Below are 25,293 nucleotides of genomic sequence, written 5' to 3'. Positions count from 1 at the left end.
GGACACGGTGGGGACCACGCAGTTGGATACGGTGCCGGAGCCCAAGTACTGGCATCTCAAGACCGTGCTCAGCGAAGCACTGGACTCCGAGTTCTCGGTGGGCGAGATCCTGCCCAACGAGCGTGATCTCGCAGCCCGGTTCGGCGTCGCCAGGGCCACGCTCCGCCAGGCCCTGGAGCAGCTCGAACTGGAAGGCCGGCTCCAGCGCCGCCGCGGCGTCGGCACGACCGTGGCACCGCCACGCATGGGCGTGGCCGTCGGATCCGAGCAGCACACATGGCCGGGCGCGGTCGGCGACGCCTGGCAGCTCTCGGACTGCACGCTGGCGGTCCCGCCCTCGGCGGTGGCCCGGGCCCTGGAGACCGAACCCGACGAGCAGGTGCACATCGTGCGCCGTTCCCGGATGACACACGGTCAGCCCGTCGCCGCCGAACTGCTCTACATCCCGGCCTCGTCCGTGCCCGACCTCTCCGGCATCGACGCGCCCTCGGGAGCCGCACGCGCGCGTGCCGTGCTGCGAGAGCTCCAGCGCCTCGGTCTGGAGAGCCAGGACCGCTCAGTGGAGCTGGGCTCGGCCCGCGCGGACGACGCCAAGGAACTCGACCGGCTCCCCGGCGCGCCCGTCCTCGTCGTCACGACCCGCTTCGTCGCCGAGGGAGGCACCGCGGCGGTCTCCGTCGCCACGTACCGTGCCGACACCTGCCGGCTGACGTTCGGCGACTCCGGCGGCGTGGAGATCCACCACGACCCCGAGCGCCGGGCCTCCTGACGGTCCTCCACCCGTACGCGTCGCGCCCCGGGACTCCGGGCCGCGACGCGTTCCGCTTTGCGCGTGGGGGAGTCGTTCAGCGGCGTGCCGTCACGGTGCCCTCCACCGCGAAGAGCTGCTCCTCCACATGGTCGAGCGCCAGCCGCAGCGCGCCCGTCGCCACCGCGGCCTCGCCCAGGAGCGACAGCGTCACCCGGGGCGGCCGCAGACAGTAGCGGGCCAGCTCCTTGCGCAGCGGCTCCAGTACGCCGTCGATGCCCGCCGCCCAGCCGCCGATCACCACGAGCTCGGGATCGAGTGCCAGGACGAGCGCGGCCACGTCGTGGACCAGACGCTGGATGAAGCGGTCGACGGCCGCCAGGGCCCGTTCGTCGCCCTCACGCGCGTGGGTGAACACTTCCGCGACGGCCTGCTCGTCGAGGGGATGGAGCGGCTCGTCCGTCGTGGACAGCAGCGTCTCCGGAGTGACCTCGCGGCCCAGCAGGTGGAGCGCGCCGATCTCGCCGGCCGCGCCCCCGAAGCCGCGGTGCAGCCGCCCTCCGATCAGCGATCCGGCACCCGGGCTCAGCCCGGCCAGCACAAACACCATGTCGTCCGACTCGGTGGCCGCGCCCTTCCAGTGCTCGGCGACCGCCGCCGCGTTGGCGTCGTTCTCGACCAGCACCGGACACTTGAAGGAACGGCGCAGCCGCTCGCCCAGCGGAAGCCCCGTCCACTCCGGCAGCGCCGTACCGAGGCGTACGGTGCCGTCGGCCTCCACTATCCCGGGCGAGGCCACGCCCACGGCACGCAGGGACCCCCGCGCGACCCCCGCGCGGCGCAGCAGTTCCGCGACGGCCGTACGCAGCCTTTCGAGCCGTTCGTCCGCCGACGCGGTCTCGCACACGTCCTTGGCGAGCGAGCCGAGAATCCGGCCGTCCAGGTCGGAGAGGAGCGCGGCGACGCGGTGCGGGCCGATCTCCAGGCCCAGCAGATGGCCCGCCTCTGCCCGGAAGCGGAACCGGCGCGCGGGACGGCCCTGGCGCCGGGCAGCGCCCTCCTCGGCCGCCGTCTCGACGACGAGCCCGCCCTCGATGAGCCCCTCGACGACGCCCTCGACCGTGGGCCGGGACAGCCCGGTCACCCGGGTGATCTCGGTGAGCGTCGCGAACTCCGTGGCGCGCAGGGCGTGCAGCACCACCGCGGAGTTGATCCTCCGAAGCAGAGAGGGATCCCCGCCGGTCAACCGCCCCAACGTCCGTCCTCCCAGCTAGTGCGCGTGTCGGTTGGGCGGATCGTACTCGGCGCGGCGGCCTCCGGCGAGTGCCGGGGACCCTCTCCGGGCCGCGGGGCCCGGATCGGCCGGACGCCACGAACCCCGACCCGTACACCGAGATCACTGCCTGGGCCCGGTCCCGCGCCCCCGCCCTCGCCGGTACGGCACTGACGTGGGACTTCATCGTCCCGGCGCCGACAGCCGCCCGCCCGGGTTCGGCGCCCGTTGTCACCTGACGGGCCGCCAAATGTCAGTGGTGACCGCTTTACTGGACTTCATGACCACTGAGCGACACCTCGCCACGATCGACGAGCTGTGCGTCCGCGACTTCCCCGCGGCGCACGGCTGGTCGGACGTCGGCGCGGGGGGACCCGGCTACCACCTGGTGGTGCTGGAGACGACGCACGGCTTCGGGACGGGTGACCAGTCGGAGCGGACGGAGATCGCGGACCAGTTCACCGCCTACAGAGACGGCGTCTCACAGAGGCTGAACGAGCGTTGGGGAGAGGCGTATCCCACGAGCCTCGACGGTGTCTTCCTGCGCTCCGAGGACCCGGACGAGCAGATACCGAAGCCGTGGGCCTACCTCAGCGCCTACGTGAGATACGTGGACCTGTGGGAGGCCGACGGCACCGGACGCTGGGTGGCCGTGGGGGTCTCGGAGCTGAAGGAGGGGCTGGAGGTTCAACTCTTCGCACTGGTCACGGAGTTGGCACCGCCGTGACGGGTCTTGGAGTCGGCCCTGCCGTGACGCGTCTCGGAGTCGGCCCTACCGTGCCCCGTCACACCTGCGCGGCCGCCCGCAACCGGCCGAACTCCTCCGCCATCGTCGCCGCCGTCCAGTGCGCGTTCAGGCCGCTGGGGTTGGGCAGCACCCACACACGAGTCGAGCCGAACGTCCGCTCCTGCGGCCCGATCGCGGCCTTGCGGTCGTCGAAGGCCGCCCGGTACGCGGTCACACCCACCACGGCGAGCCACCGCGGCCGCAGCCGCTCCACCTTGGCGGCGAGCAGCCGACCGCCCTCCCGGTACTCGTCCGCGCTCAGTTCGTCCGCCCGGGCGGACGCCCGCGCCACCACATTGGTGATGCCGAGCCCGTACGAGAGCAACTCGCCCTGCTCAGAAGGCTTCAGCAGCCGGGGCGTGAAGCCGGACAGGTGCAGGACCGGCCAGAAGCGGTTGCCGGGGCGCGCGAAATGGTGGCCCGACGCGGCCGTCATGAGTCCGGGGTTGATACCGCAGAACAGCACCTGGAGACCGTCCGCGGCGACATCCGGCACGAGCCGGTCGCGGGCGGCCTCCAGTTCGGCGGGGGTGTACCGCGTCAGAGGATCGCCCCCGGCGTGTAACCGGCGGCCTCCGGGTGCTGCTTCACGATCTCCTCGATCCGGGCGACGACCGCGGTCACCTGGTCGGCGGCGGCGCCCGTGAAGGACAGCTTGTCGGCCATCAGGGCGTCGAGGCCGGCCCGGTCCAGCGGGATGCGCTCGTCGGCGGCGAGCTTGTCGAGCAGTTCGTTGCGCTCGGCGCCCTGCTCACGCATGGCGAGGGCGGAGGCCACGGCGTTCTCCTTGATGGCCTCGTGCGCGACCTCACGGCCGACGCCCGCGCGCACCGCGCCCATCAGCACCTTGGTCGTCGCGAGGAAGGGCAGATAGCGGTCCAGCTCACGCGCGACGACGGCCGGGAACGCGCCGAACTCGTCGAGCACGGTCAGGAACGTCTCCAGCAGACCGTCGAGCGCGAAGAACGCGTCCGGCAGCGCGACCCGGCGCACCACCGAGCAGGACACATCGCCCTCGTTCCACTGGTCGCCCGCCAGCTCGCCCGTCATCGAGGCGTAGCCGCGCAGGATGACCATCAGGCCGTTGACGCGCTCGCAGGAGCGGGTGTTCATCTTGTGCGGCATCGCGGAGGAGCCGACCTGACCGGGCTTGAAGCCCTCGGTGACCAGCTCGTGCCCGGCCATCAGCCGGATCGTCTTCGCGGTGGACGAGGGCGCCGCGGCCAGCTGCACCAGCGCCGTCACGACCTCGTAGTCGAGCGAGCGCGGGTAGACCTGGCCGACGGACGTGAACGCCTGCGAGAAGCCCAGGTGCCGGGCGATCCGCTGCTCCAGGTCCGCGAGCTTGGCCGCGTCCCCGCCCAGCAGGTCGAGCATGTCCTGGGCCGTGCCCACCGGGCCCTTGATGCCGCGCAGCGGGTAACGGGCGAGCAGCTCCTCGACCCGGCCGTACGCGACGAGCAGCTCGTCGGCGGCGGTCGCGAAACGCTTGCCGAGCGTCGTCGCCTGCGCCGCCACGTTGTGCGAGCGACCGGCCATGACCAGTTCGCCGTACTCGCCCGCGAGCTTGCCCAGGCGTGCCAGGACGGCCACCGAGCGGTCGCGCATCAGCTCCAGGGAGAGCCGGATCTGCAGCTGCTCGACGTTCTCGGTGAGGTCCCGGGACGTCATGCCCTTGTGTACGTGCTCGTGCCCGGCGAGGTCGTTGAACTCCTCGATCCGCGCCTTCACGTCGTGCCGCGTGACCTTCTCGCGCTCGGCGATCGAGGCCAGGTCGACCTGGTCGAGCACCCGCTCGTAGTCGGCGAGCGCGGCCTCCGGCACCTCGATCCCGAGGTCCTTCTGGGCCCGCAGCACGGCGAGCCAGAGCTGACGCTCCAGCTTCACCTTCTGCTCGGGGGACCACAGCGTGGCGAGCTCGGCCGAGGCATAGCGGCCGGCGAGGACGTTCGGGATACGGGGCTTTGCGGGCGCAGTCACGTGTCCAGATTCTACTGGCGGTTCCTGCAGGCCAGCGCCACGGGCTCATTTGTCGGAAGCTACGAGAGTGCGGCGCGCGGCCGGGAGGCGGCCCGTGGTGATCCACGGATTCCGTCCCGGCGGTCCACGGTTCTGGCCTCGCGGTCTACGATCCCGCGTCGGCCAGCTCCGCCAGGATGTCGCCGTGGCACAGCTCCGGCGCACACCAGCAGGCGAGCGTCCTGCCGCGCAGCTCCGGTACGAGGGCGAGGAGTTCGGGGCGTTCGAGGAGGTGGGCCCGGTACTTGGCCATCACCTCGGCGCGGGTTCCGTCGCGCTTCCTGGTGGCGGTGTCGATGGCGAACGGGTTGTAGAGCGGGTGCTGGGGAAGGTCCCAGTGCCCCATGGTCCAGCGGCGGCCGACGTACACGAGGTCCGCCGGGGCGTCCTCCAGGCGGGGGCCGAAGTCGTGGATGCGGCCCTTGAGGTTGATGACGGTGGTGGTCACAGCGGACTCCGATCCCTTGACGCGGCTCGCGCGGCGGCGAGCCCGATCATGCGCCGTACGGGCCGCACACGCCACTGGCCGCACACGTCACTGGCCGACCCGACACCACTGGCCGATCCCCCGCCACTGGTCGGCCCGCCACCACTGGCCGGCTCGACAGCATCGGCAGGCTCGACACGGTGTCTCCGGCCCCTGTCAGGGCCTACGCCTCCGGCGTCTCGTACGGCAGCAGGTCCGGGCGCTTTGCCGGGCGGCCGTCGCCCGATGAGCGGCCGGTGAGGCGGCGGCCGATCCACGGCAGTAGGTACTGCCGTGCGAAGCGCGCGTCGGCGGTGCGGCGGGCGCCCCAGCCGGGCGGCGGGGACGGCGGCACGGGTGCGTGCCAGTCGGCGTCCTCCGGGTCGTACCCGAGTGTCTGCCACACCGCCTCCGCGACCCGGCGGTGCCCCTCGCCCGTCAGGTGCAGCCGGTCCACGTCCCACATCCGGGGATCGCCCAGCGACGGTGCGCCGTAGAGGTCGACCACGAGCGCGCCGTGCCGGGACGCGAGGTCGTCGACGCAGGCGAACAGTTCCTCCATGCGCGGGCGGAACCGTGCCAGGACCGGGCCCTGGCGGCCGGGGCTGCGCATCAGCACGAGCTGTTTGCAGGCGGGGGCGAGGCGCTCGACGGCCTCCTCCAGGAGCCCGCGGACCCGCCCCATGTCGCACTTGGGCCGCAGCGTGTCGTTGAGCCCGCCCACGAGCGTGATCACGTCGGGCTGCATCGCCGCGGCGACGTCGACCTGCTCGGCGACGATCTGTCCGATGAGCTTTCCGCGTACCGCGAGGTTGGCGTACCGGAATCCGGGAGCCCGGGCGGCCATCCGGGCCGCGAGGAGGTCGGCCCAGCCGCGGTACGAGCCGTCGGGGAGGCGGTCCGACATGCCCTCGGTGAAGGAGTCGCCGATCGCGACAAGACTGGTGTAGGTGGCATTCGTCTGCATGGCGGAAGAGATGATAACCCGTGCACATACCCACCGGTCTGCCACCCGGCGCACGCCCACAGCGCGATCTCCACCGCCGGGCGCCCCCATGCCGGGCGGATCACACCGGCTGCCCGAACAACTCCCTCAGCACGTCCTCCATCGTCACCAGCCCGGCCAGCCGTCCGTCCGTGCCCAGCACCGCGGCCAGGTGCGTACGGCTGCGTCGCATCGCCGTCAGTACGTCGTCCAGCGGCGTGCTCTCCCGGACGCGAGCGATGGACCGCATGTCCTGGATCCGGAACGGCAGGTCGCGCGGCATCGCGTCCAGTGCGTCCTTGACGTGGAGGTAGCCGACGATGCGGCGCCCTTCGTCCACGACGGGGAAACGGGAGAAGCCGGACTCGGCGGACAGCGCCTCCAACTGCTCGGCCGTGACACCCACGCGCGCGTAGACGACGCTTTCCAGCGGGAGCACCACGTCCCGCACCGGACGGCGCCCCAGTTCCAGGGCGTCGTGCAGCCTCTCCTGAGCACGGTCGTCGATCAGCCCGGCCTCGCTGGAGTCCTTGACCAGCCGGGCCAGTTCCGTGTCCGAGAACGTCGCGGACACCTCGTCCCGCACCTCGACCCGCATCAGCTTCAGCAGCCCGTTCGCGAAGGCGTTGATCGTGAAGATCACCGGCCGCAGCGCCCGCGACAGCGCGACCAGCGGCGGACCGAGCAGCAGCGCCGTCCGTACCGGCTCGGCGAGTGCGATGTTCTTCGGGACCATCTCACCGAGGAGCATGTGCAGATACGTGGCCAGGGAGAGCGCGATCGCGAAGGAGATCACGTGCCCGGTGCCCTTCGAAAGACCCACCGCGTGGAACACCGGCTCCAGGAGATGCGCGATCGCCGGCTCCGCGACCACACCAAGGACCAGCGTGCACAACGTGATGCCGAGCTGCGCCGCCGCCATCAGCGCGGACACGTGCTCAAGACCCCACAGCACGCTGCGCGCCCGCCGGTCGCCCTCCGGGCCGCCTTTCATGGACTGCTCGATCTGACTGCGGCGCACGGAGATCAGCGCGAACTCGGCCCCCACGAAGAAGGCGTTCACCACGAGGGTCGCCAGACCGATCAGCAGCTGTACGGCGGTCATCGCTCGCCCCCTTCACGGGATTTCCCGGGCCGTTCGGACGGGACGTCCACGGCACGCGGCGCGTGCATCAGCACCCGCGCGGCCCGCCGCCCCGACGCGTCCCCGACGTCCAGCCGCCACCCGGCGACCTCGACCGTGTCCCCCTCGGCGGGGATGCGCCCCAGCTCGGCCGCGATCAGCCCCGCGAGTGTCTCGTACGGCCCCTCCGGCGCGCGCAGACCGACCCGGGCCAGCCTGTCGATGCGTACGGAGCCGTCGGCGGAGTACAGCGTGCGGTCCTCGTCGTCCGTGCCGGCCGGGGCCAGATCGGGCGTCTCGTGGGGATCGTGCTCGTCCCGCACCTCACCGACGACCTCCTCGACGATGTCCTCCAGGGTCGCGACCCCGGCGGTGCCGCCGTACTCGTCGATGACGACGGCCATCGTGCGCCTGCCGGACAGCCGGTCCAGGAGCCGGTCGACGGTCAGCGACTCCGGTACGAGCAGGGGCTCACGCATCAGCGTCGACACGCGCGTACGAGCCCGGTGGTCGGCGGGCACGGCGACGCAGTCCTTGATGTGCGCGACACCGACGACCGAGTCGAGGCTGCCGCGGTAGACGGGGAAACGGGACAGCCCGGTCGCCCGGGTCGCGTTCGCCACGTCCTCGCAGGTCGCCTGGACGTCGAGGGCGATGACCTGGACGCGCGGCGTCATCACGTTCTCCGCGGTGAGGTCCGCGAGGTTCAGCGTGCGCACGAACAGCTCGGCGGTGTCCGGCTCCAGGGCACCCTGCTTCGCGGAGTGCCGTGCCAGGGCGACCAGTTCCTGCGGGCCGCGCGCCGACGCCAGCTCCTCGGCGGGCTCGACACCGAAGCGGCGTACGACACGGTTGGCGGTGTTGTTGAGGTGGCTGATGAACGGCCGGAACAGCGAGCTGAACCAGCGCTGAGGCGTCGCCACCCGCTTGGCCACGGCGAGCGGTGAGGAGATCGCCCAGTTCTTGGGCACCAGCTCGCCGACCACCATCAGGAAGACCGTCGACAGGGCCGTACCGATGATCAGGGCCACGGACGAGGACGCGGACTCCGGGACACCGGCGGCCTCCAGCGGACCCGCGATGAGCTTGGCGACGGACGGCTCGGCCAGCATGCCGACGACCAGGTTCGTGACCGTGATGCCGAGCTGGGCGCCGGAGAGCTGGAAGGTGAGGTTCCGTACGGCCTTGAAGGCGCCCGCCGCGCCGACCTCGCCGCGCTCGACGGCCCGCTCCAGTTCGCTGCGCTCGACCGTGGTCAGTGAGAACTCCGCCGCGACGAAGGCACCGCAGGCGAGCGAGAGCAGCACCGCCACGGCGAGGAGGAGCACTTCGGTCATCGGGTCACCTCCGTCCCATGATCGGCCACGGTCGGGGGAATCGCGCGATGACCGCACAGCGGGACGCCGTGCCGTCCGGTACCGGGGGGCTCGCCCATGGGCGGAGGCTCACACCTTTCCTGGGAAGACGACTTTCCTTCGGGACGACCGGGTCCCCCGCGGACAGAGGATCAAGCACGTCCCGCGCTTCGGTCGGTCAGTCGGCCAGCGGCTTGACCCAGCGTCGCCAGTGGTCCTCGCGATGGTAGCCAGTGGCGGCCCAGGTGTGGTGCGCCTGTTCGTTGGCCTCCAGGACCATGGCGTCGACGCGGCGCCCGCCCAGGGCGGCGAAGCGCTGTTCGGCTGCTTCCAGCAGAGCGCTCGCGATGCCCTGCCGACGGTGGTCCGGGTGTACGGCCAGCCGGTACGCGGAGCATCGCCAGCCGTCGAACCCGGCTATGACGGTTCCCGCCAGGGCGCCGTCGCGCTCCGCGAGGAGCAGGGCTTCGGGGTCTCGTGTGACGAGGGTGGCCACTCCGGCGTGGTCGTCACTGATGCTCGTTCCTTCCGCGGCTTCGCGCCAGAACCGCAGCACGGTGTCGATGTCGGCGAGGGTGGCGCAGCGGATGTGGAGATCACTCATGGGGCGAGCCAAGCAGAGCGCCGACCTGTCTGGCGAACGGTTTCCGGAGCGAGTGATCGACCTCATGGATCATGAATCGTCGGTGTCGATGCCGGTGTCGACACCGGCATCGGTGTCGGTGCCCGTGTCGGCGTCGGTGTGCTCGTGCCCGGGCCAGGTTCCGTGCTTCAGGGCCGTTTCGGCGGCGGCCAGATAGACGGCCGTGGCGAGCCACTGGGTCGCGTAGTGGTCCGGGTCGGCTCCGCTGTGGCGTCCGAAGACGTCGAGGGAGCGGCGCCCGGCCACCGCCCCGAGCGCGGTGATCAGGTCCGAGCCGGTGACGAGCCCGCTGCGGCGCAGCACGGCCGCGTGGCTGTCGTGATCGTTGCCGCGCGTGGATTCGGCGGCGATCCGGCGTCCTCCCGTGACGGCCAGTTCGACCAGCCGCCGGACGCGCCAGAGCGGCGAGTCGCCGGAAGGGGTGGCGCGGGAGGCGTAGGAGGAGGGAGTGGGCGGGGACGGCGAGGGGATGTCCGGCGGGAAGTGGTCGCTGTGCAGGAGGTCGTAGCCGAGATCGGCGCGACCGTGCCAGTCGTCCGGGAGACGCAGGGTCGCCCCCGCGCCGGGTACGGGGCCGACGGCGAGCGCGCGGAGCGTGGTGACCCGGTCGGGGTCGAGGCGGCCGAGGACCCGGATCCGTAAGCCGGGATGTGCGCCCAGCTGCCGGAAATTGGCGGTGTGGGCGAGAGCGGGGTGGCTCTGGGCGGGGGCCAGCCGAACCGGTGGACCGGGGGCGGGGGCGGGGGCGGATCGGCCGCCCGCGAACGCGCCTCCTCCACAGGGCAGTTCACGGACCAGCAGGTCCTCTCCGTCCGTCGCGGTGATCTCCACATCACAGCCGATCAAGGGACGGGCGTACCCGGCCCCTCCGGGTTCACCGGCCTCTTCGTGGTCGCAGGTCCCTCCGGGGTCACCCACGAGCGACGCCGGGAACCGCACGGCCGCGGACTCGGCGAGCGGACGGGCGAACACCTTCGCCGGCGCGGCCTCGCTCCAGGGCCGTCCGGCGGCGAAGGTGGCACGGACACCTCTCTCCGCAAGCAGGCGCCCCTCCTGAGAGACGGTCGCTCCCGAGATGATCAGGCCGCCGCGCGACACCCGGAAGTGGTCGCTCAGGAAGCTCCGGATGGCGACAAGGGCGGTACCGGCCCGTCGGGCCCGCGCCGGGCCGCCGGGCTGGACGTCGCGGAGCGTGTACCAGCGGCCGTCGTCGTCGATGAGGTGCGTGACCACGCCGCCGAGGTCGTCGGCGCCGATCACCGGCTCGCGGCAGACGCCGTAGAGCCGCAGCGACCCGTCGGGGCGGTGGTTGCGGCGGACGGCGCCGATCAGCGCGGGCTCGGGGTCTCCCGCCTTCAACAGATGTGCGACGAGGAGGAGTTCACGCAGGGCGGTCACCAACTCGGCGAGTCTGCCCGGGCTGTACGGGTCGCGCGCCGTACGCAGACTGCGCACCACGCTCAGGGCGGCGGCCTCCGCGCGGTGGAGGCCGGTCAGACGTGCCGTGTGGGCGGCGCGGAGCAACTCGGCCTCAAGAACCGCTCCTGTAGCGGCCGTTCCGGCCGAGAGCACGGCTGCCGCGGCCGTCCAGAGGCCGGCGGCCGCACGGATCTGGGCGACTGAGGGGCCCGCGGCGGTGTCGGCCGGGGTGTGGGCGGGCTCGTGGGCGGGGCCGGGGACCGCGAGCCGGTTCGGCTCGGCGAGGCGGGCTCGTTCGGTGGGGCTGACCTGCCCGGTGGGGCGGACCCCGCCGGTGGGCCGGTCCGGTTCGGCGCTGCGGTCCGGTCCGGGGGAACGGTCGGCTCCGGCGATACGGTCCGGTCCGGCGGAACAGTCCGGTTCGGCCGGGGGAACAGCACTGGTGGGTTCAGCGGCTGCGCCGGGCCCGGAGAGTGCGGACGGGGCGATGGCCACGGGCCGGGCGGCTTCCGTGACGGCGACCGGGCAGGCGCCGAGGACCGCCGCCCGATGCAGACAGCGCGGTGCCAACAGGCAGGTGCAGCGGGCCTGTTCGGCGTCGGTGACCGCGCCGGACGGGTCCGGTGCGAGGGTCACCAGGGCACCCTCGCCGCAGCGGACGCCGAACGTGCCGCCCTCGGCGGTGACGGGTGCGGCCGTCAGCGCCTCGACGGCCGCGTCCAGTCTGCCGCGGAGCCGGGTGGTGAGACTCTCCACCGCGGAGGCGAACACCTCCGGTGCGACCGGTGGGAGTGGGGTGGTCGTGCCGGACTGGGTCATCGAGGTGCTCCACGAGGGCGCTCCCCGCCGGACGGGCGGGGGAGGGGAGAGGGGGGAGGGGACCGAAGGATGCGGGTGCGGGACGGGACGGTGGGTACGGCTCGGACCGCCGCCGTGAGCGGCCGGGCAATCGAACGGCGTACGGGTGCACGATCCGACGGGCGAAGCGACCGGAGCCGTACCCGACCCGGAGAGCCGATCCGAGCCCCGGCAGGAGCCCCGACCGGAGCCCCGGTCGGCGTCCCGGCAGGAGTCGCTCCCCACCGGAGCCGTACCCGGCGGTCGGCGGGGACGGTCGTGCGCCCTGCCACAACCGCCCCCGCCCCGCCCTCGGCGCCCCCGCCCTCGGCGCCCCCGGCGCCCCGGCCCGCCCCGCCTCCGTACCAGGGATCAGCGGCGCCCCTTCCCAGGCCGCGGTACCTCAAGTTCCTCCAGCCGGGGCTCGTCACCGTCCAGAATCCGCTGCCAGGCCGCCCGGTAGAGATCGGCGACGGGCCTGGTGGGCACGACGACGCCCAGGGCGGCCTCCTCGCCGTGGAGCAGGTCGTACATCGGCACCTTCCACCGCTCCAGCGGAACGTACGGCTTCGCGAGATGGGTCCAGCCGCCGGGCAGGAACAGGGAGCGTCCCGCCCGGGTGCGGCTGCCTTCGAGTACGAGATCGGTGGCGGCGAGTTCGGCGCGGGCGGCGCGGAGCCGGGCCGTGCCGCCCCGCTGTTTCGCCCAGCCGGTCCAGCGGGCGGTGTGGTGGTCGGTGGGATCCGGCATGGCGAGCAGCATGAGATAGATGACGGCGGCGTCCTTGCCGATGCCGTACCGCTCGGCCACCTCGCCGACGAGGTCGGGAACGGACCGGGCGGGATCCTGCGGCCACCACAGACCGTCCGCGTCGCGCTCGCCCGCCACCGGTTCCCCGGGGTCGGCGAGCAGCTCCGCGAACCGCCGGTCGTGGACCAGCCGGAGGGCGGTGTCCTCGGCGGTCGGCCGTTCACCGGGGACCACCGCCGCCAGGTAGGAGTCGTTCCCGGCGGCGTCCAGCAGCGCGGGGCGGACGGCGGCGAAGGGGTCGGGGACCGTGGTGCTCAGCACGACCGCGCCGTAGCGCACGAAGCCGTCACCGGTCTCCGAAGGGTCCCCGGCACCCCGGCGGAAGGCCTCCAGATCGACCTGCCTGCCGAGGCCGATCAGCAGGTCCGGGTGGGCCAGCCGGGCGCGTACCGAGGTCAGCACCCCCGGGAGGAGAGCGCGGACCGGATCGCCGGACGGGAGCCGGTGGGCGAGCCACGCGGCCAGGGCCACCGAACCGTTCAGGGGGCCCGTGCCGAAGCCGGGTGTGTTCTCGACGGTGTCCAGGTAGTGGCCTCTGGTCGTCCAGGTCAGGTCCTGGTTCAACCGCGGTTCGGCCGCTCGGTCGACGAACCCGCGCAGCGCTTCGGACGGTGCCCACCACGACGTGGTCCGCACGGTGCGGACCGCCTCGTGGAGAACGTCCTCGGGGAGGGCCGTCCGCCGGCCCACCCGCCGGTTGAAGACCTCCGCCGCCGCGACCACGTCCGGGCCGTCCGTCCACAGCCCGGACGGCTCGGCGGGCAGCAGCGCCGCCATGACGGCCTGCCAGACGCCGGCGTCCCGGCACCCCACGGCCTCTCTGGCCACGGCCACGTCGGCCGACTTCACTCCGATGGTCTTCAGCGTCTCGGCGGGCACGGGCCTCCGAGCGTCGTCGGTCAGAGGCACTCCGGCGATCGTCAGCCGGGCCATGGCCGGGGTGATTCCGGTGAGCCGGGCGAGCTCCTCGGCGGCCGCCGGGTACCAGGGCGCAGGACCGCGCGCGGCGAGCTCGGTCCGGAAGGCCGTGAACCAGCCGGGCGCACGTGCCGGGTCCGGGGCGAAGGGCTCGGCGGACACCAGCGTGTACGGAGCGGGCGCCTCGAAACGGCCGGCCGGATCGTGGAAGACAGCCCTGAACACCTGGCCGTCGGCGTCGCTTCGGCTCCATTCGTTGAGGAAGACGAGGAACGCGCCGCCGTCCAACTGCAGCACCGTCGCCACATTGCTGCTCAGGGAGCCGGGCCCCCGGAACAGACTCTGGTCCAGACGCAGCCGGACCAGGCGCCAGTGGCCGGGGTCCAGCACCGCGAGTTCCTGGGCGTCCAGTTCGGCGAGGAAGGTGTCCAGCAGCTGCCTGTGGTCCTCGGTGGTGGCCGTCGAGCCGGCCCGCAGAGCCAACAGGGACGGCAGCGTGGGCAGGGTCACCCAGTCCATGTCGCTCAAGGCACCCTGCTCGGGCAGGGCGGGGTGCGGACTGCCCGCCGGGGCCGGTTCGTTGAGGCCCCGCCGCGCCTTCCCGAACAGCCGCAGCAGCTGGACGATCTTGCCGGACGAGCCGTGGTAGTAGTACGCACTGCCCTGCACCAGGTACCGGCGGCCGTTGAGGCCGAGTCCCTGCAGCGCCGCGGTGAGCGCGCCGTCGCTGAGCTCGGGCCGTTGCTCCTTCCGGACAGCGCCCGTGACCGCCGTGTCGAGCCGGGTGCGTGCCGCGTCCAGGGCGCGCTGCTTGGTGGCGGCGTACCGCACGACCGAGGTGACGCCTGTGAGCAGCGCCTGGTGGCCGACCTCCGGCAGCAGGGTGCGGATCAGCCCGGGCAGCCGGTCCCGGCCGGCCTGTTCCCTCACCGGACCGTCCTGGCCCGCGGTGTCCTCGGGCCGCTCCGTCCCAAGGTCCGCCAGAAGCGCTGCCGCGGTGTCCTCGTCGACCTTGCGGAGTGCCGCGGAGCCCTGCGGGTCGCGGGGCTGGAGCAGGTGCCAGTAGCGCAGGGGCGGCAGGAGCCGCGTTCCCGCGGTGAAGGTTCCGGCGGTGTGGTCCCGCGGGATCTCGGCCATCTCCGTGCCGTTCCCGTCGACGAGCCTGATCCCGTCGTACTCCTGTATCACGGCCAGCGGCCGGTCGGCCCCGGGGAACTCCAGCACCCAACGCGGGCTGCGGCTGCGGCCTCTGCCCGGCGGTACGACGACCGAGCGCCCGGCCAGGTCCTCGCCCCGCCGCGAGCCGTCGGGCAGCGTCACCACCCGCCAGCCGAGCAGCCCGTCCACCGGGGCGCACATCGGACCCGGCGCGACGGAGGGGGCGGGGAGCAGCCAGCCCGCCTCGAAGGTGCTTCCCTCCGGGGCGGTGCGCACGCCCTTGCCGAACCAGTCCGGCAGCCCGGGTTCGCCCTTGGCGTCGCTCACCGGGTCGTACGCGTGCCAGGTCTTGTTTTTGTGGTCGGTGCCCACCGTCGACCACACCCAGTACGACGTGCCGTCGCTGATCACCTGCCGTGCCCCTGGAACGGCCGTGTCCCCGCGGCGCAGCACGCCGTGACCGGTGGTCCGGCCGCCGCCGGGAAGCGGGAGCGAGACGGGGGCCATGTTCCCGCCCAGCCCGTCGCGCCCGTCCACAGTGCTGGTGCGGGAGTAGAGGGCGTCCTCGACCGTCACCCACTGCGAGGGGGTGTGGTGCCAGTAACCCTGCCTGCCGTTTGTGCCGATCGGACGCCACCAGACGAACAACTCGCCGTCCACGTAGTGGTAGTCGACATCCCTGCGGTAGCGCGCCGCCTGCTCGGGGACGCACAACTCGTGGGCGAGCGCTGTGCCCTCCGAGCCGATCACCCGGAGGTGCATGCCGGCCAGGACGATGAGGTGCGGCCAGGCATCGGTGACGAGGACCTCCCGCTGCAGATTCCCCGATTCGTGTCCTTCGAGCGCCTCTTCCCAGGCGGGCCAGCCGAGTTCGTCGAGGAGTCCGGACCGCAGGGCGCGGGCGAGGGCCGGGGCGATGCCGGTGCTCAGCGCTTCTCGTACCGCCGTCTCGGCAATCGCGAGCACCTCTCCCGGCAGCCAGCTCAGCGTCTGGAGAACGCCGCGGTTGCCGTCGAACGCGGGCAGCTCCGCCGTGACGTACTTCCGGCTGATCTCGCCCACCCATTCGGCGAGCATCGGTCGTCCACCGGGGGACCCGGCCAAGGTGACGACGGTCTGCAGATGGGCCGTCCGGGCGTCCTCGGGGCAGCCGCGCCGGAACGCCCGGTGGAAGCGGTGGTCGGCTTCCAGGGCGACGAGATCGCGCCGGTGTTCACAGGCTGCCCACGCCACCAGGTCGAGTTGGTGCCGCTCCTCGGGCTCCGCCACCGGTACGCCCAGGGCCAGCAGCTGGTCGAGGAGGTTCACATCACCGCATGGGGGCGTCAACAGGCCGCCGGAGGACTCCAGTTCGATGCGCAGCGCGCCGGCCATGCGGTCGACGAGTGGATAGAGCTCTGGCGGAGCGAGGTGGTAGTCGGCCTTGCACAGTTCCAGGAATCTGCGGGTCCATCCGGCCGTGCCGTCGGCGGGGCGCACTTCGGCGGGCAGGGTGGTGTCGCAGAGCCCGGCGGTGGCACCCGTCTTCTCCAGCAGGTCCAGCCACTGCGGCAGGTCCGCGAGTTCCCACCCCGAGGGCATCAGGTCCAGCAGGGTGCCGCGGACGGCGGGTTCCTGCCCGGCGAGTTCCAGCAGCGCCGGCCGGTGCGCCTTCCACCAGCCCGGCGGCGCCTTGACAGTGCCCGGCAGGGTCAGCATCTCGCGCAGATAGGCGACCTCCTGCGCGAGCGCGTTGCGGCCCGCGGCGGCCTTCGCCAGTCTGCGCAGATCACCCGCGCCCGGACTCGACGGAGGCAGCCCGTGCGCGGCCAGGCGCACGAAGAGCCCGCGCACGTGCCGGAACGCCGTGGCGGCCGCAACCCGCGAGGACAGCCCCTTGGCGTAGCCGGAGAGCATCTTCGTCGGCACCGCCTCGGCCAGGGCGAACTCCAGGAACACCACGTCCATGCGCTCCTCGTCGAACGGCAGCGCGTGCGCCGTCTCCGCCCTGCGCGCGTTGACGAACATCTGCGACGCGTACGCCTTCTCGTCGGCGGCCAGGAACACCCGGCCCGCCTGCTCGTAGAAGGTCGGCAGGAAATGCGGCACCGAACCCGCCAGCCGCTCGCCGATCGACTCGTAGGCGGCCCGCGCCTTCTTCGGCCTGGACTTCGCCGTCCGCGCCACCGTGGTCATCTCCTCGACCAGGGACATGGCCAGGTGGCCGTCCGACGGGTGATGAACCAGCACCCACTCCGGGAAGCCCAGTGCCCGCGGCTGCCCCAGACCGACCTCCGCCGGCCCGCCCTCGGGTTCGAGACCCAGGAAACCGGTGCCTAAGCCCTCTCCCTGTCCGGCCGCGACCAGCCGTACGACGATCCGGTCGTCCAGGCCCGGATGCCGGTAGGCCTGCGTGAACATCGGCACCGCCCGGTCACCACCCCCGGCCGTCCCCGGAGGCAGCACCGCACCCGCCCGCAGCAACTCCTGCGCGTCGACCTCCGCCTCAGCCTGCGCCCTATCCGCTGTCACCGCGTCGCTCATGATTCCGTGCCTTTCGCGGCCGTGCGGCCGATCCCCTGGGCCCTGCTCATCCGTGTGCGCCCGCCGGTCTCTGTCGTGCGAGGTGCCCTGGCCACCGCCGTGGCCCCCAGGCGTGCCGCCGTGCCGTTCACGCGACATGGTCCGCGGCCACGGTGCGACCCGCGTGCAGCGCCGCAGCCAACCGCATGCCCTCCGACCACGCCACCGGCCCCACCTCCGACAACCGCAGCCGGTCCCAGCCATGACGCCAGCTCAGATCACCGGTGTGACCCCCCTCGTCGTAATACGGATTGCCAATGTCCACCGACGCCGTGACAACCCGCCCACCGTCCCGCACCCGGCCGGTGACACAGCCGCCGGACACCTTGTAGCCCAGCGAAACAGCACGCGCCGAGAGATGGAACCACGAGCCGTACTCAGCCCCGGCAAACTCGGTCACCGTCTCCGCGCCACCATCGAGGTCGTCCGGCCTGTGCCAGGTGGCACGATGGATCTGCTCAACCCCCTGCACCACACCCAACTCCGCTGCGAACACCCGCAGTTCACCCAGATCCGCAAGCAGGACCGGATGCGGCATGGTCACCGTACGGCCAGACAGACGGACGGTCTCACCGTCCAGATTCACCACACCAAGCCCACCCGAGGCATCGGCATCCCGCAGAAAACCCACCTCGCCCCGGCCCTCACCCACCACCACCAGATCACGCAGCACCGACCGCCACGCCTCATCGGGCCACACCCGGCCCAGCAGACCCGCCGGCACCGGCAACGAGGACACCATCCAGGTGTCGACCTGCGCCACGCAATCCGCCGCGTGCCGCTCCAGCCACTCGGCGAACCGCTGCAACTCGACCACTTCCGGCCGGTCCCGTAACTCCCCCGGCAACGCCCTCACCTGCCCCGCCGACGACCTCTCCGCCACGGACCGGGCCACCACCCGGCCCCCCACCAGAGCGATCTCATACCTGTCGCCCACTGCCAGCCAACCCATAAGTCTTCTCAGCCTCTTTCACCGTTCGGAAACCGGCACAGCACGGCCGGCAGTCCGAATCGGCCCACCCCACTGTGACTTCCGCGAAAGATTAGAGGCACCCACTGACAGTTTCCGGCGATCGAGCATCCTGAACTGCCGGGTCCTGCCCGTCAGTTCCTGCCGGGTCCCGTCGGCCTAGGCCTCGCGCAGCCGTGCGATCACGGGGGCGAACGCCTCCATGTTCGGCTCCAGGACGGTCAGATACGAGAACCCGAACCGCTCCCGCTGCGCCCGCACCCGCTCGACGATGTTGTCCAGGGTCCCCACGAGGACGATCGGCAGTTCAAGGACCTGCTGCTCGGTCAGGTGGGGGATGTGGGACAGCCACGGCTGGATCGCGGCACCGGGATCGTCGGTGACGGTGACGATCTGGACCAGCAGGTTCAGCTCGGCCGGCGCCGCACGCCCGGCGGCCAACTTCCGGTACAGGGCCACCCGTTCGTCGAGCTCCTCCGCCGCGATCGGCTCCAGCGCACCGCCGTCCCGGGTGCGCGCCGCGGTGAACGCCGCGATGTCCGCGTGCTCGGCGGTGAGCCGCAGCATCCGGTCGCCGTTGGCGCCGATCAGCAGGGGCACGCGCTTCTGCACGGACTGCGGCTGGTCCTCCGAGTCGAGGAGCCGTTCCAACTCCTCGACCGTACGCCGGAGATGGTCCACGCGTTCACCCGGCGAACCCCAGGGGAGGCCCGCTCTCTCGTGCTCCGCCTGTACGTAACCGGTGCCGAGCCCGAGTTCCAGGCGGCCGCCCGTCAACGCGTCCGTCGTGGCCACCTCGCGGGCGAGCAACGCCGGGTTCCAGAACCCGGCGTTGAGCACGAACGTGCCAAGGCGCGGCCGCTCGGTCGCCTCGGCGGCGGCGACCAGCGCCGGGAAGGGGGCGGGCATACCCAGGTGGTCCGGGGCCAGGATCACGTCGTAGCCGAGTTCCTCGGCCCGACGGCACTTCGCGCGCCATTCGTCGGCGGGTGCAAGGCTCATCAGATTGACGCCGAAACGGAACGGGCGGGCCATGAACTCTCCTCACCGATAAGGGACTTGAGTGCTCCGCACAGCTGGAACAGGCCGTGCGGTCGAGCACGCTCCACGCGTCGGTCAGTCGGTCAGTCGGTCAGTCGAAAAGTCGGTCAGTCGATCACTCGTGCGCGATGGCCGCCAGCACGTTCATGCGCGATGCGCGCAACGCCGGCAACAGCGCCGCCACGATGCCGACGACGGCCGATCCCACGACCACCGCGACGAGAGTGGTCCACGGGATCGCGAGCGCCTTCATCCCCTGCAGAGCGAGAACCTGCTGCACGCACACGCCCCACACGAGCCCGAGCGCGAGCCCGAGAACCGCGCCGAACACGGCGATCACCACCGACTCCAGCCGGATCATCCGCCGCAACTGCCGCCGGGCGAGCCCGATCGCCCGCAGCAGCCCGATCTCCCGGGTGCGCTCCACGACCGACAGGGCAAGGGTGTTGACCACTCCGAGCACGGCGATGACGATCGCGAGGCCGAGCAGCGCGTACACCAGGTAGAGCAGCACGGCGATCTGATCGTGGATCAGTTTCTTGTAGTCGGCCAGGTCACGCACCTGCACCTGCGGATACGGGTCGAGTGTCTTGTCGAGGTTCGAGCGCAGGGTGTCGGCGGAGGTGCCGGAGGCCGCGTTCACGTACAGCGCGGAGTCCTGCCCGCCGGGCACGTACTTCTCGATCGTGCCGAAGCCGAAGAACAGCCCGCCCTGTGTGCCGAAGCCCTCGGCGGCGTCCTGGTCGGTCAGCGCCCCCACCTTCAGTTCGGTCTTCTGCCCGGCGGGGAAGTCGACGGGGATCGTGCTGCCGACGCGGACGTCGTGGTCCTTGGCGAAGCCCGCGTCCATGGCGATGTTCCCGTCCGCGAGTGCGGCCGCCGTGTCGCCCTCGGCGTACGTGATGCGGGCGACCTCGTCGAGCTGCGACTCGTAGCCCGCAGCGGTCGTCTCGACGCGCTTGCCGTCCGGCAGCCGGACGGCGACCGGCGTGAACCGCTGCCGTACGACGAGTCCCGTGCCCTCCGTGTCCTGCACCTTCTCGGTGATCTCCTGCGGGAACGGCAGGAAGTTGGCGTTCTGCACCACGAAGTCGGCGCCCAGCGTCTTGTCGATCTGGTCGTCGAAGGACTTGGTCATGGACGCGCTCGCCACGGACATGCCGCCGACCAGCGCGAGGCCCACCATCAGGGCGGCCGCGGTGGCGCCGGTGCGGCGCGGGTTGCGCAGCGCGTTGCGCTGGCTCATCCGGCCGACCGGGCCGAACACGGCGGGGAAGAAACCGCCCAGGACGCGGATCACCGGCCGGACGAGCAACGGCCCGGCGATGACCGTCGCGATGAGGGTGAGGACGACGCCGAGGCCCAGCAGGGAGGCGGCCGACCCGGTCTCCGTGGCCGTCGCGCACCCCACGAGCGCGGCGGCGCCCAGCGCGCCGACGATCAGCCCCACCACGGCCCGTACCCGCAACGGCCGTCCCACACCGGCGATCTCGGCGTCCGCCAGCGCTGCCATCGGCGACACACCGGCCGCCCGGCGGGCCGGCAGATACGCCGCGACGAAGGTGACGCCCACGCCGACGACGTACGCCGAGACGGGGGTCGGCCATCCGATGACCATTTCGGCGGTCTTCAGGTTCATGCCGAGCAGGCCCATGAGCTCGATCAGCCCGATTGCGAGCCCGATGCCCGCGGCCAGGCCGAGCGTCGAGCCGACCAGGCCCAGCAGCGTCGCCTCCAGGAGCACGGACCGGCGCACCTGCCGCCGGTCCGCGCCGAGCGCGCGCAACAGGCCCAGTTCACGGGTGCGTTGGGCGATCAGCATGGAGAAGGTGTTGACGATCAGGAAGACCCCGACCAGTACGGCGATACCGGCGAAGCCGAGCATCACGTACTTGATCACGTCGAGGAATCCGCCCAGTTGGGCGGCGGCGGTCTCGGCCTGCTCGTCGGCGGTCTCCAACTCGTAGGTGCCCGAGCCGATCGCGGCGGCGATGCGCTGCTTGAGCTGTGCGTCGCTCACGCCCTGCGCCGCGTCCACCTGGATGCTGGTGGCGACGTCAGCCTTGCCCAGCAGCTTGGTCCGTGCGACCGCCGGGTCCAGGAAGACCAGCGCGGCACCCGGGTTGGTGGTCCTGAAGGTCGCGATGCCGACGACCTTCACCTTGAACGAGCCGGGCTGTGCGATGACGGTCAGCGTGTCACCGATGGCGACGTGCTTCTTGTCGGCCGTGTCCGCGTCGAGGAGCGCCTCGTCGGGCCCGCGCGGGGCGTGCCCCGAGGTCAGCTCCACAGGGCTGCGCTCGGTGACGTACCAGTCGCCCGCGATGGTGGGCGCGCCCGTGGTCGGGCCCACCGACTCGTTCTCGCTGTCGACGACGGTGATGTTCTCGACGGCCACGTCCGGACGCGCGAGGGCGACCCCGTCGACCTTGTCGATGCGCGCCACGAGGCTCGTGGGAACGGTCGCGGTGACCCCGGAGGGGATCTGCGAGTCGAGATCCTCCTTCGGCGTCACGGTCACGTCGGCCGACGTGGACGCGAACAGCCGGTCGAAGGTGCGGGTGACCGTGTCCGAGAAGATCAGGCTGCCCGCGACGAACGCCACGGACAGGACGACGGCCAGCGCCGACAGCAGCAGCCGGCCCTTGTGCGCGAGGAAACTCCGGAGTGTCGCCTTCAGCACGACAGCCTGCCTCAGTCCTTGTCGAGGGCGATGCCCTGGTCGGGCACGATGCCCTGGCCGGTGGCGCCGTCGCCCTCGACCGTCCCGCGAATCGTGTCGAACCTCTTCATGCGTTCCAGCACCGCCTCCGCCGTGGGGCGCGCCATCTCGTCCACGATCCGTCCGTCCCCGAGGAAGAGCACCAGGTCGGCGTGGGCGGCGGCGCCCGGATCATGGGTGACCATGACGACGGTCTGGCCCAGTTCGTCGACCGCGTCCCGCAGGAAGCCGAGCACTTCGAGGCCGGCCCGCGAGTCGAGGTTGCCCGTCGGCTCGTCCGCGAAGATCAGCTCGGGGCGCGAGGCGAGGGCGCGGGCGCAGGCGACGCGCTGCTGCTGCCCGCCGGAGAGCTGCGCGGGCCGGTGCTTGAGCCGGTCGCGCAGGCCGAGCTGGTCGATGACCTGGTTGAGCCACTTCTCGTCGGCCTTCTTGCCCGCGATGTCCATGGGCAGCGTGATGTTCTCGGCCGCGTTCAGGGTCGGGATCAGGTTGAACGACTGGAACATGAAGCCGATCCGGTCGCGGCGCAGCTGGGTCAGCTCGCGCTCCTTCAGCCCGGTTATCTCGGTGTCTCCCAGCCACACCTGTCCGGCCGAAACGGTGTCCAGACCCGCCAGGCAGTGCATCAGTGTGGACTTCCCGGAGCCCGAGGGGCCCATGACCGCGGTGAAGCGGCCGCGCGCGATGTCCACGTCGACCGAGTCGAGGGCGAGCACGGTCGTCTCACCCGACCCGTACGCCTTCGTGAGGCCGCGGGCGCGGGCCGCGATCCCCTCGGCATCCGTGCGCCCGAGGGCGTGCTCCGCAGCTGCTGTGGACAAGGCCGCCTCCTAGGTGGGACTCCGGTGTCCGCGGGCGAGCCTAGTGTGATGCGCGGCACACTTGGTATCCCCCCGAAGTGCCGGTCGTTCTCCGCCGCAGGTCGGTGACCCCGATATCTGTGTAAGGGGCACCCTTAGGGGAGGGGTGATTCGGGCCCTCTTGCCTCTGCTAGCACATCGGCGCTAGCTTCGAGGTATGGCTAAGACCCAGCTGAACGTGCGCGTGGACGAGGGCACCGCCCGCGCCGCGCGCGAACGCGCCCTGGCCCGCGGAATGAGCGTCAACCGCTACATCGAGGAGCTGGTCAGACAGGACACCGGAGAAGCCGGCCACACCTTCGTCGAGGCCGCCGCCGACTTCATGAAGCAGTACGAGTCCGTCTTCGTCGAGGAGTTCGGCGCGGAGCGAGAAGGCCGTCGCTGAGCCCTTGAACGAACCCCTGAACATCAGAGTCGACCTCGCCTGGCTCCTCATGGTCGCCGAACAGAAGACGCCGGGCGACCCCCAGGTCACCGACTTCGGCGCCCTGGTCGCCGCCGTCAGCCGCCACGAGGCCGAGATCTTCGGCGTCCCCGTCTACGACACCCCGCACACCCGTGCCGCCGCGCTCCTCCAGCTCCTGCTGCACGTCCCGGCACTCGAACGCTCCAACGCGATGTTCGCCATGGCCGTCGCGTACGCCTACCTCGTCGCCAGCGGCCTGAAGGTCGTCACCTCGCCCGAGCAGGTCCGTGAACTGGCCCGCCTGGTCAAGACCGGCGAGGCCACGGTGGACGACATCGCGCGCGAACTGCGCCAGTGGAGCCTGTGAGCCCCTCGGAGGCCTGAGCCGGAAGCCCGGGTCGGAATCCTGAGTCGGAATCCTGAGCCGGAATCCCAATGCGGCTTCCTGGGGCCGGGCGGCCCTGGCCTCAGGGACCGGGCAGGCTCTCGGCGTCAGGAATCGGGTGGGCTCTCGGCCGCGGGCCGGCGCGCGGTTCCCAGCACGCAGTACGAAGTCGGCATCCGCGGGCCCTTCTCGGGCACCAGCAGGCGGCGGTACGGACCCAGTTCGTACCCCGCGTCCCTGATCGCGCCGACGGGGTCACGGCTCACATGACAGCCGCCGAAGAGCAGCGGCCACACCGTCCGGTCCAGGGCGCGCTGACCGGCGTTCATCGCACGGCCGCCGCCCCTCCCGTGCTCGAAGAACCGCAGCTCACCGCCCGGGCGCAGCACACGGCGGATCTCGGTGAGGGCCCGCGGCAGGTCTCGTACGCTGCACAGGACCAGGCTCACGACGGCCGCGTCGAAGGCCTCGCTCTTGACCGGGAGCGCTTCCGCGACGCCCGGGACCACGTCGACGGGCACGTCCGAGCGGAGGGCCGCGGTGACCGCCAACGTCCGCAGGCGGCGCTCCGGTTCGATGGCGACGACCTCCGAGACCGTGCTCGGATAGTGGGCGAAGTTCAGTCCGTTGCCCGCGCCGATCTCGATGACCCGGCCGGAGAGCCCGGCGAGCAGCTCCTCGCGGTGGACGCCGATGGTCGGCTCCGCCGCCACGCTGCACTTGGCGTAGAAGCGGGCGAACAGCGGGTGGTGAACCGGGGACGGGGCCGGCCGGCCCGTCCTGGTGGTGCTGGAGCCGCGCGGTCGCATGAGGGACCTCCCCTGAAGGTCGGGGCCTACCGCGATTGTCCCCCGGGACGGGCTCGCTCACCCGTTCGCGGCTCGTCCTGTTCGGCAGGCACGGCGTCGCCCCGTGGTCCCGGCCGTGCGGGGACCACAGGGCGGGCCGCGGTGCGTGGGGCACGGGGCATGCGGCACGGGTCAGGCGATGAAGTCGCGCACCTGCTCGTAGACGCCGTGGTCGTTGTTCATGTCGGTGTGCGAGATGCACCCGACCCCGACATTGGTGGCACCGCTGAGGAGCGCGGTGGAATCGGGGTTCAGGGCATCGTCGCAGTTCGACCAGTAGCTGGCGTAGGAGACGCTGCCCGGTGTCTCGTCCCCCGAGTTGAGCGAGGTCAGGAACGAGCTGCCGGTGTACATCTCCGCGCAGGACGTGTAGAGCCAGCTGCACCAGCCGGCGGTCGACGTCCCGTGGTTCGTCCCGGCCGTGGAGACGAAGTCGTCGACGTACGCGGTCCCGCCGAGGTTCTTGAGGTAGTAGCGGGAGTTCAGCGCGCCCATCGAGTGCACGATCAGGTCGACCTTGGCCGCCCCGGTCTGGGAGAGCACGCTCTGGATCTTGGTGGACAACTGCTGGGCGGTCGTGACGTTCGACTTGCCCCAGTCGTAGGACCAGGCGAACAGCTCGGAGCTGGTGTAGCCGTCGGCCTTGAAGTCGGCGGTCCAGTCGTCCCAGCTGCTCGACGAACTGCTCAGACCGTGCACGAAGACGACGGGATTGCGGGCGGCGGCGTTCGCCGGGGACGCGGGCAGGGACAGGGACAGAAGCAGCGACGCGAGGACCGCTGCGAAGACCGTGCCGGCAGTGCGTGTGCGGCGGGTCATGGTGCCTCCTGATGCGGGTGGGTTCGTCAGGAGTGTCAGGTGGGGTCTACGCGCGCCGCATCGGTGAAATCGCCGGTCTTTACGCACCACTTAACTCGCCAGTAACGTGAGAGGTGTGGTGACCTCGGTGAACCCCCCG

General features: G+C 71.8%; 20 protein-coding genes. 4 read left to right on the top strand and 16 right to left on the bottom strand.

Annotation, left to right across the window (positions count from 1 at the left end):
- Positions 1-7 precede the first annotated feature (7 nt).
- Entirely contained in the window at positions 8-769 is a 762-nt protein-coding gene (locus ACFWXQ_RS21455; protein ID WP_383939118.1) for a GntR family transcriptional regulator, read from the top strand.
- 76 nt (positions 770-845) lie between these two features.
- Here ACFWXQ_RS21455 and ACFWXQ_RS21450 read toward each other — a convergent pair whose 3' ends face one another.
- Complete coding sequence (locus tag ACFWXQ_RS21450) at positions 846-2,003, bottom strand: ROK family transcriptional regulator (protein WP_055610842.1); 1,158 nt, start codon at positions 2,001-2,003, stop codon at positions 846-848.
- 298 nt (positions 2,004-2,301) lie between these two features.
- Here ACFWXQ_RS21450 and ACFWXQ_RS21445 point away from each other — a divergent pair, with 298 nt between their 5' ends.
- On the top strand, positions 2,302-2,748 hold the full coding sequence (locus ACFWXQ_RS21445) for a hypothetical protein (RefSeq protein ID WP_383939028.1): 447 nt from the start codon (positions 2,302-2,304) through the stop codon (positions 2,746-2,748).
- 58 nt (positions 2,749-2,806) lie between these two features.
- Here ACFWXQ_RS21445 and mug read toward each other — a convergent pair whose 3' ends face one another.
- The 13 genes from mug to ACFWXQ_RS21380 form a co-directional block, all read right to left on the bottom strand.
- Complete coding sequence (mug, locus tag ACFWXQ_RS21440; protein WP_383939031.1) at positions 2,807-3,304, bottom strand: G/U mismatch-specific DNA glycosylase; 498 nt, start codon at positions 3,302-3,304, stop codon at positions 2,807-2,809.
- Between the two features lie 44 nt (positions 3,305-3,348).
- A complete protein-coding gene (purB, locus tag ACFWXQ_RS21435) occupies positions 3,349-4,788 on the bottom strand; it encodes an adenylosuccinate lyase (protein WP_190231719.1) in 1,440 nt (479 codons plus the stop codon).
- Between the two features lie 145 nt (positions 4,789-4,933).
- Positions 4,934-5,275, bottom strand: coding sequence for a DUF4326 domain-containing protein (locus ACFWXQ_RS21430; protein ID WP_383939035.1), 342 nt, complete (start codon positions 5,273-5,275; stop codon positions 4,934-4,936).
- A 202-nt stretch (positions 5,276-5,477) separates the two neighbouring features.
- A complete protein-coding gene (locus ACFWXQ_RS21425) occupies positions 5,478-6,260 on the bottom strand; it encodes an SGNH/GDSL hydrolase family protein (RefSeq protein WP_383939038.1) in 783 nt (260 codons plus the stop codon).
- A gap of 100 nt (positions 6,261-6,360) precedes the next feature.
- Positions 6,361-7,383, bottom strand: coding sequence for a hemolysin family protein (locus ACFWXQ_RS21420; RefSeq protein ID WP_383939042.1), 1,023 nt, complete (start codon positions 7,381-7,383; stop codon positions 6,361-6,363).
- Entirely contained in the window at positions 7,380-8,738 is a 1,359-nt protein-coding gene (locus tag ACFWXQ_RS21415; RefSeq protein ID WP_383939045.1) for a hemolysin family protein, read from the bottom strand. The genes ACFWXQ_RS21420 and ACFWXQ_RS21415 overlap by 4 nt, the downstream gene beginning before the upstream one ends.
- Before the next feature lie 196 nt (positions 8,739-8,934).
- A complete protein-coding gene (locus ACFWXQ_RS21410; protein ID WP_383939048.1) occupies positions 8,935-9,360 on the bottom strand; it encodes a GNAT family N-acetyltransferase in 426 nt (141 codons plus the stop codon).
- 69 nt (positions 9,361-9,429) lie between these two features.
- Complete coding sequence (locus ACFWXQ_RS21405; RefSeq protein ID WP_383939051.1) at positions 9,430-11,637, bottom strand: hypothetical protein; 2,208 nt, start codon at positions 11,635-11,637, stop codon at positions 9,430-9,432.
- A gap of 390 nt (positions 11,638-12,027) precedes the next feature.
- Positions 12,028-17,064 carry a DNA-binding protein gene (locus ACFWXQ_RS21400; protein ID WP_383939054.1) on the bottom strand — a complete coding sequence of 1,679 codons (5,037 nt, stop codon included), beginning with the start codon at positions 17,062-17,064 and terminating at the stop codon, positions 12,028-12,030.
- A 127-nt stretch (positions 17,065-17,191) separates the two neighbouring features.
- Positions 17,192-18,055: a DUF4132 domain-containing protein gene (locus ACFWXQ_RS21395; protein ID WP_383939057.1), complete on the bottom strand. Its 864-nt coding sequence runs from the start codon at positions 18,053-18,055 to the stop codon at positions 17,192-17,194.
- Between the two features lie 177 nt (positions 18,056-18,232).
- Positions 18,233-19,108, bottom strand: a complete 876-nt coding sequence (locus tag ACFWXQ_RS21390; protein ID WP_383939059.1) for an LLM class F420-dependent oxidoreductase — start codon at positions 19,106-19,108, stop codon at positions 18,233-18,235.
- 121 nt (positions 19,109-19,229) lie between these two features.
- Positions 19,230-21,797: an ABC transporter permease gene (locus ACFWXQ_RS21385; RefSeq protein WP_383939062.1), complete on the bottom strand. Its 2,568-nt coding sequence runs from the start codon at positions 21,795-21,797 to the stop codon at positions 19,230-19,232.
- Positions 21,798-21,808: 11 nt separating this feature from the next.
- The gene (locus ACFWXQ_RS21380; protein WP_360769361.1) at positions 21,809-22,657 is read right to left on the bottom strand and encodes an ABC transporter ATP-binding protein; all 849 of its coding nucleotides are present in this window, start codon (positions 22,655-22,657) and stop codon (positions 21,809-21,811) included.
- 196 nt (positions 22,658-22,853) lie between these two features.
- Between ACFWXQ_RS21380 and ACFWXQ_RS21375 the strand changes: the two genes are divergently transcribed.
- Together ACFWXQ_RS21375 and ACFWXQ_RS21370 are read left to right on the top strand one after the other, a co-directional pair.
- Complete coding sequence (locus tag ACFWXQ_RS21375) at positions 22,854-23,081, top strand: hypothetical protein (RefSeq protein WP_055615889.1); 228 nt, start codon at positions 22,854-22,856, stop codon at positions 23,079-23,081.
- A 49-nt stretch (positions 23,082-23,130) separates the two neighbouring features.
- Entirely contained in the window at positions 23,131-23,469 is a 339-nt protein-coding gene (locus ACFWXQ_RS21370; RefSeq protein WP_362069420.1) for a fic family toxin-antitoxin system, toxin component, read from the top strand.
- A gap of 125 nt (positions 23,470-23,594) precedes the next feature.
- On the opposite strand, the gene ACFWXQ_RS21365 is transcribed toward ACFWXQ_RS21370, so the two are convergent.
- Both ACFWXQ_RS21365 and ACFWXQ_RS21360 read right to left on the bottom strand, forming a co-directional pair.
- The gene (locus ACFWXQ_RS21365; RefSeq protein WP_383939068.1) at positions 23,595-24,296 is read right to left on the bottom strand and encodes a class I SAM-dependent methyltransferase; all 702 of its coding nucleotides are present in this window, start codon (positions 24,294-24,296) and stop codon (positions 23,595-23,597) included.
- A 171-nt stretch (positions 24,297-24,467) separates the two neighbouring features.
- Positions 24,468-25,154, bottom strand: a complete 687-nt coding sequence (locus tag ACFWXQ_RS21360; RefSeq protein ID WP_383939071.1) for an esterase/lipase family protein — start codon at positions 25,152-25,154, stop codon at positions 24,468-24,470.
- Between the last annotated feature and the right edge of the window lie 139 nt (positions 25,155-25,293).

Source organism: Streptomyces sp. NPDC058697 (assembly GCF_042715345.1).
Lineage (GTDB): Bacteria > Actinomycetota > Actinomycetes > Streptomycetales > Streptomycetaceae > Streptomyces > Streptomyces liliifuscus.
This window is presented reverse-complemented; position numbering and strand designations above follow the sequence as displayed.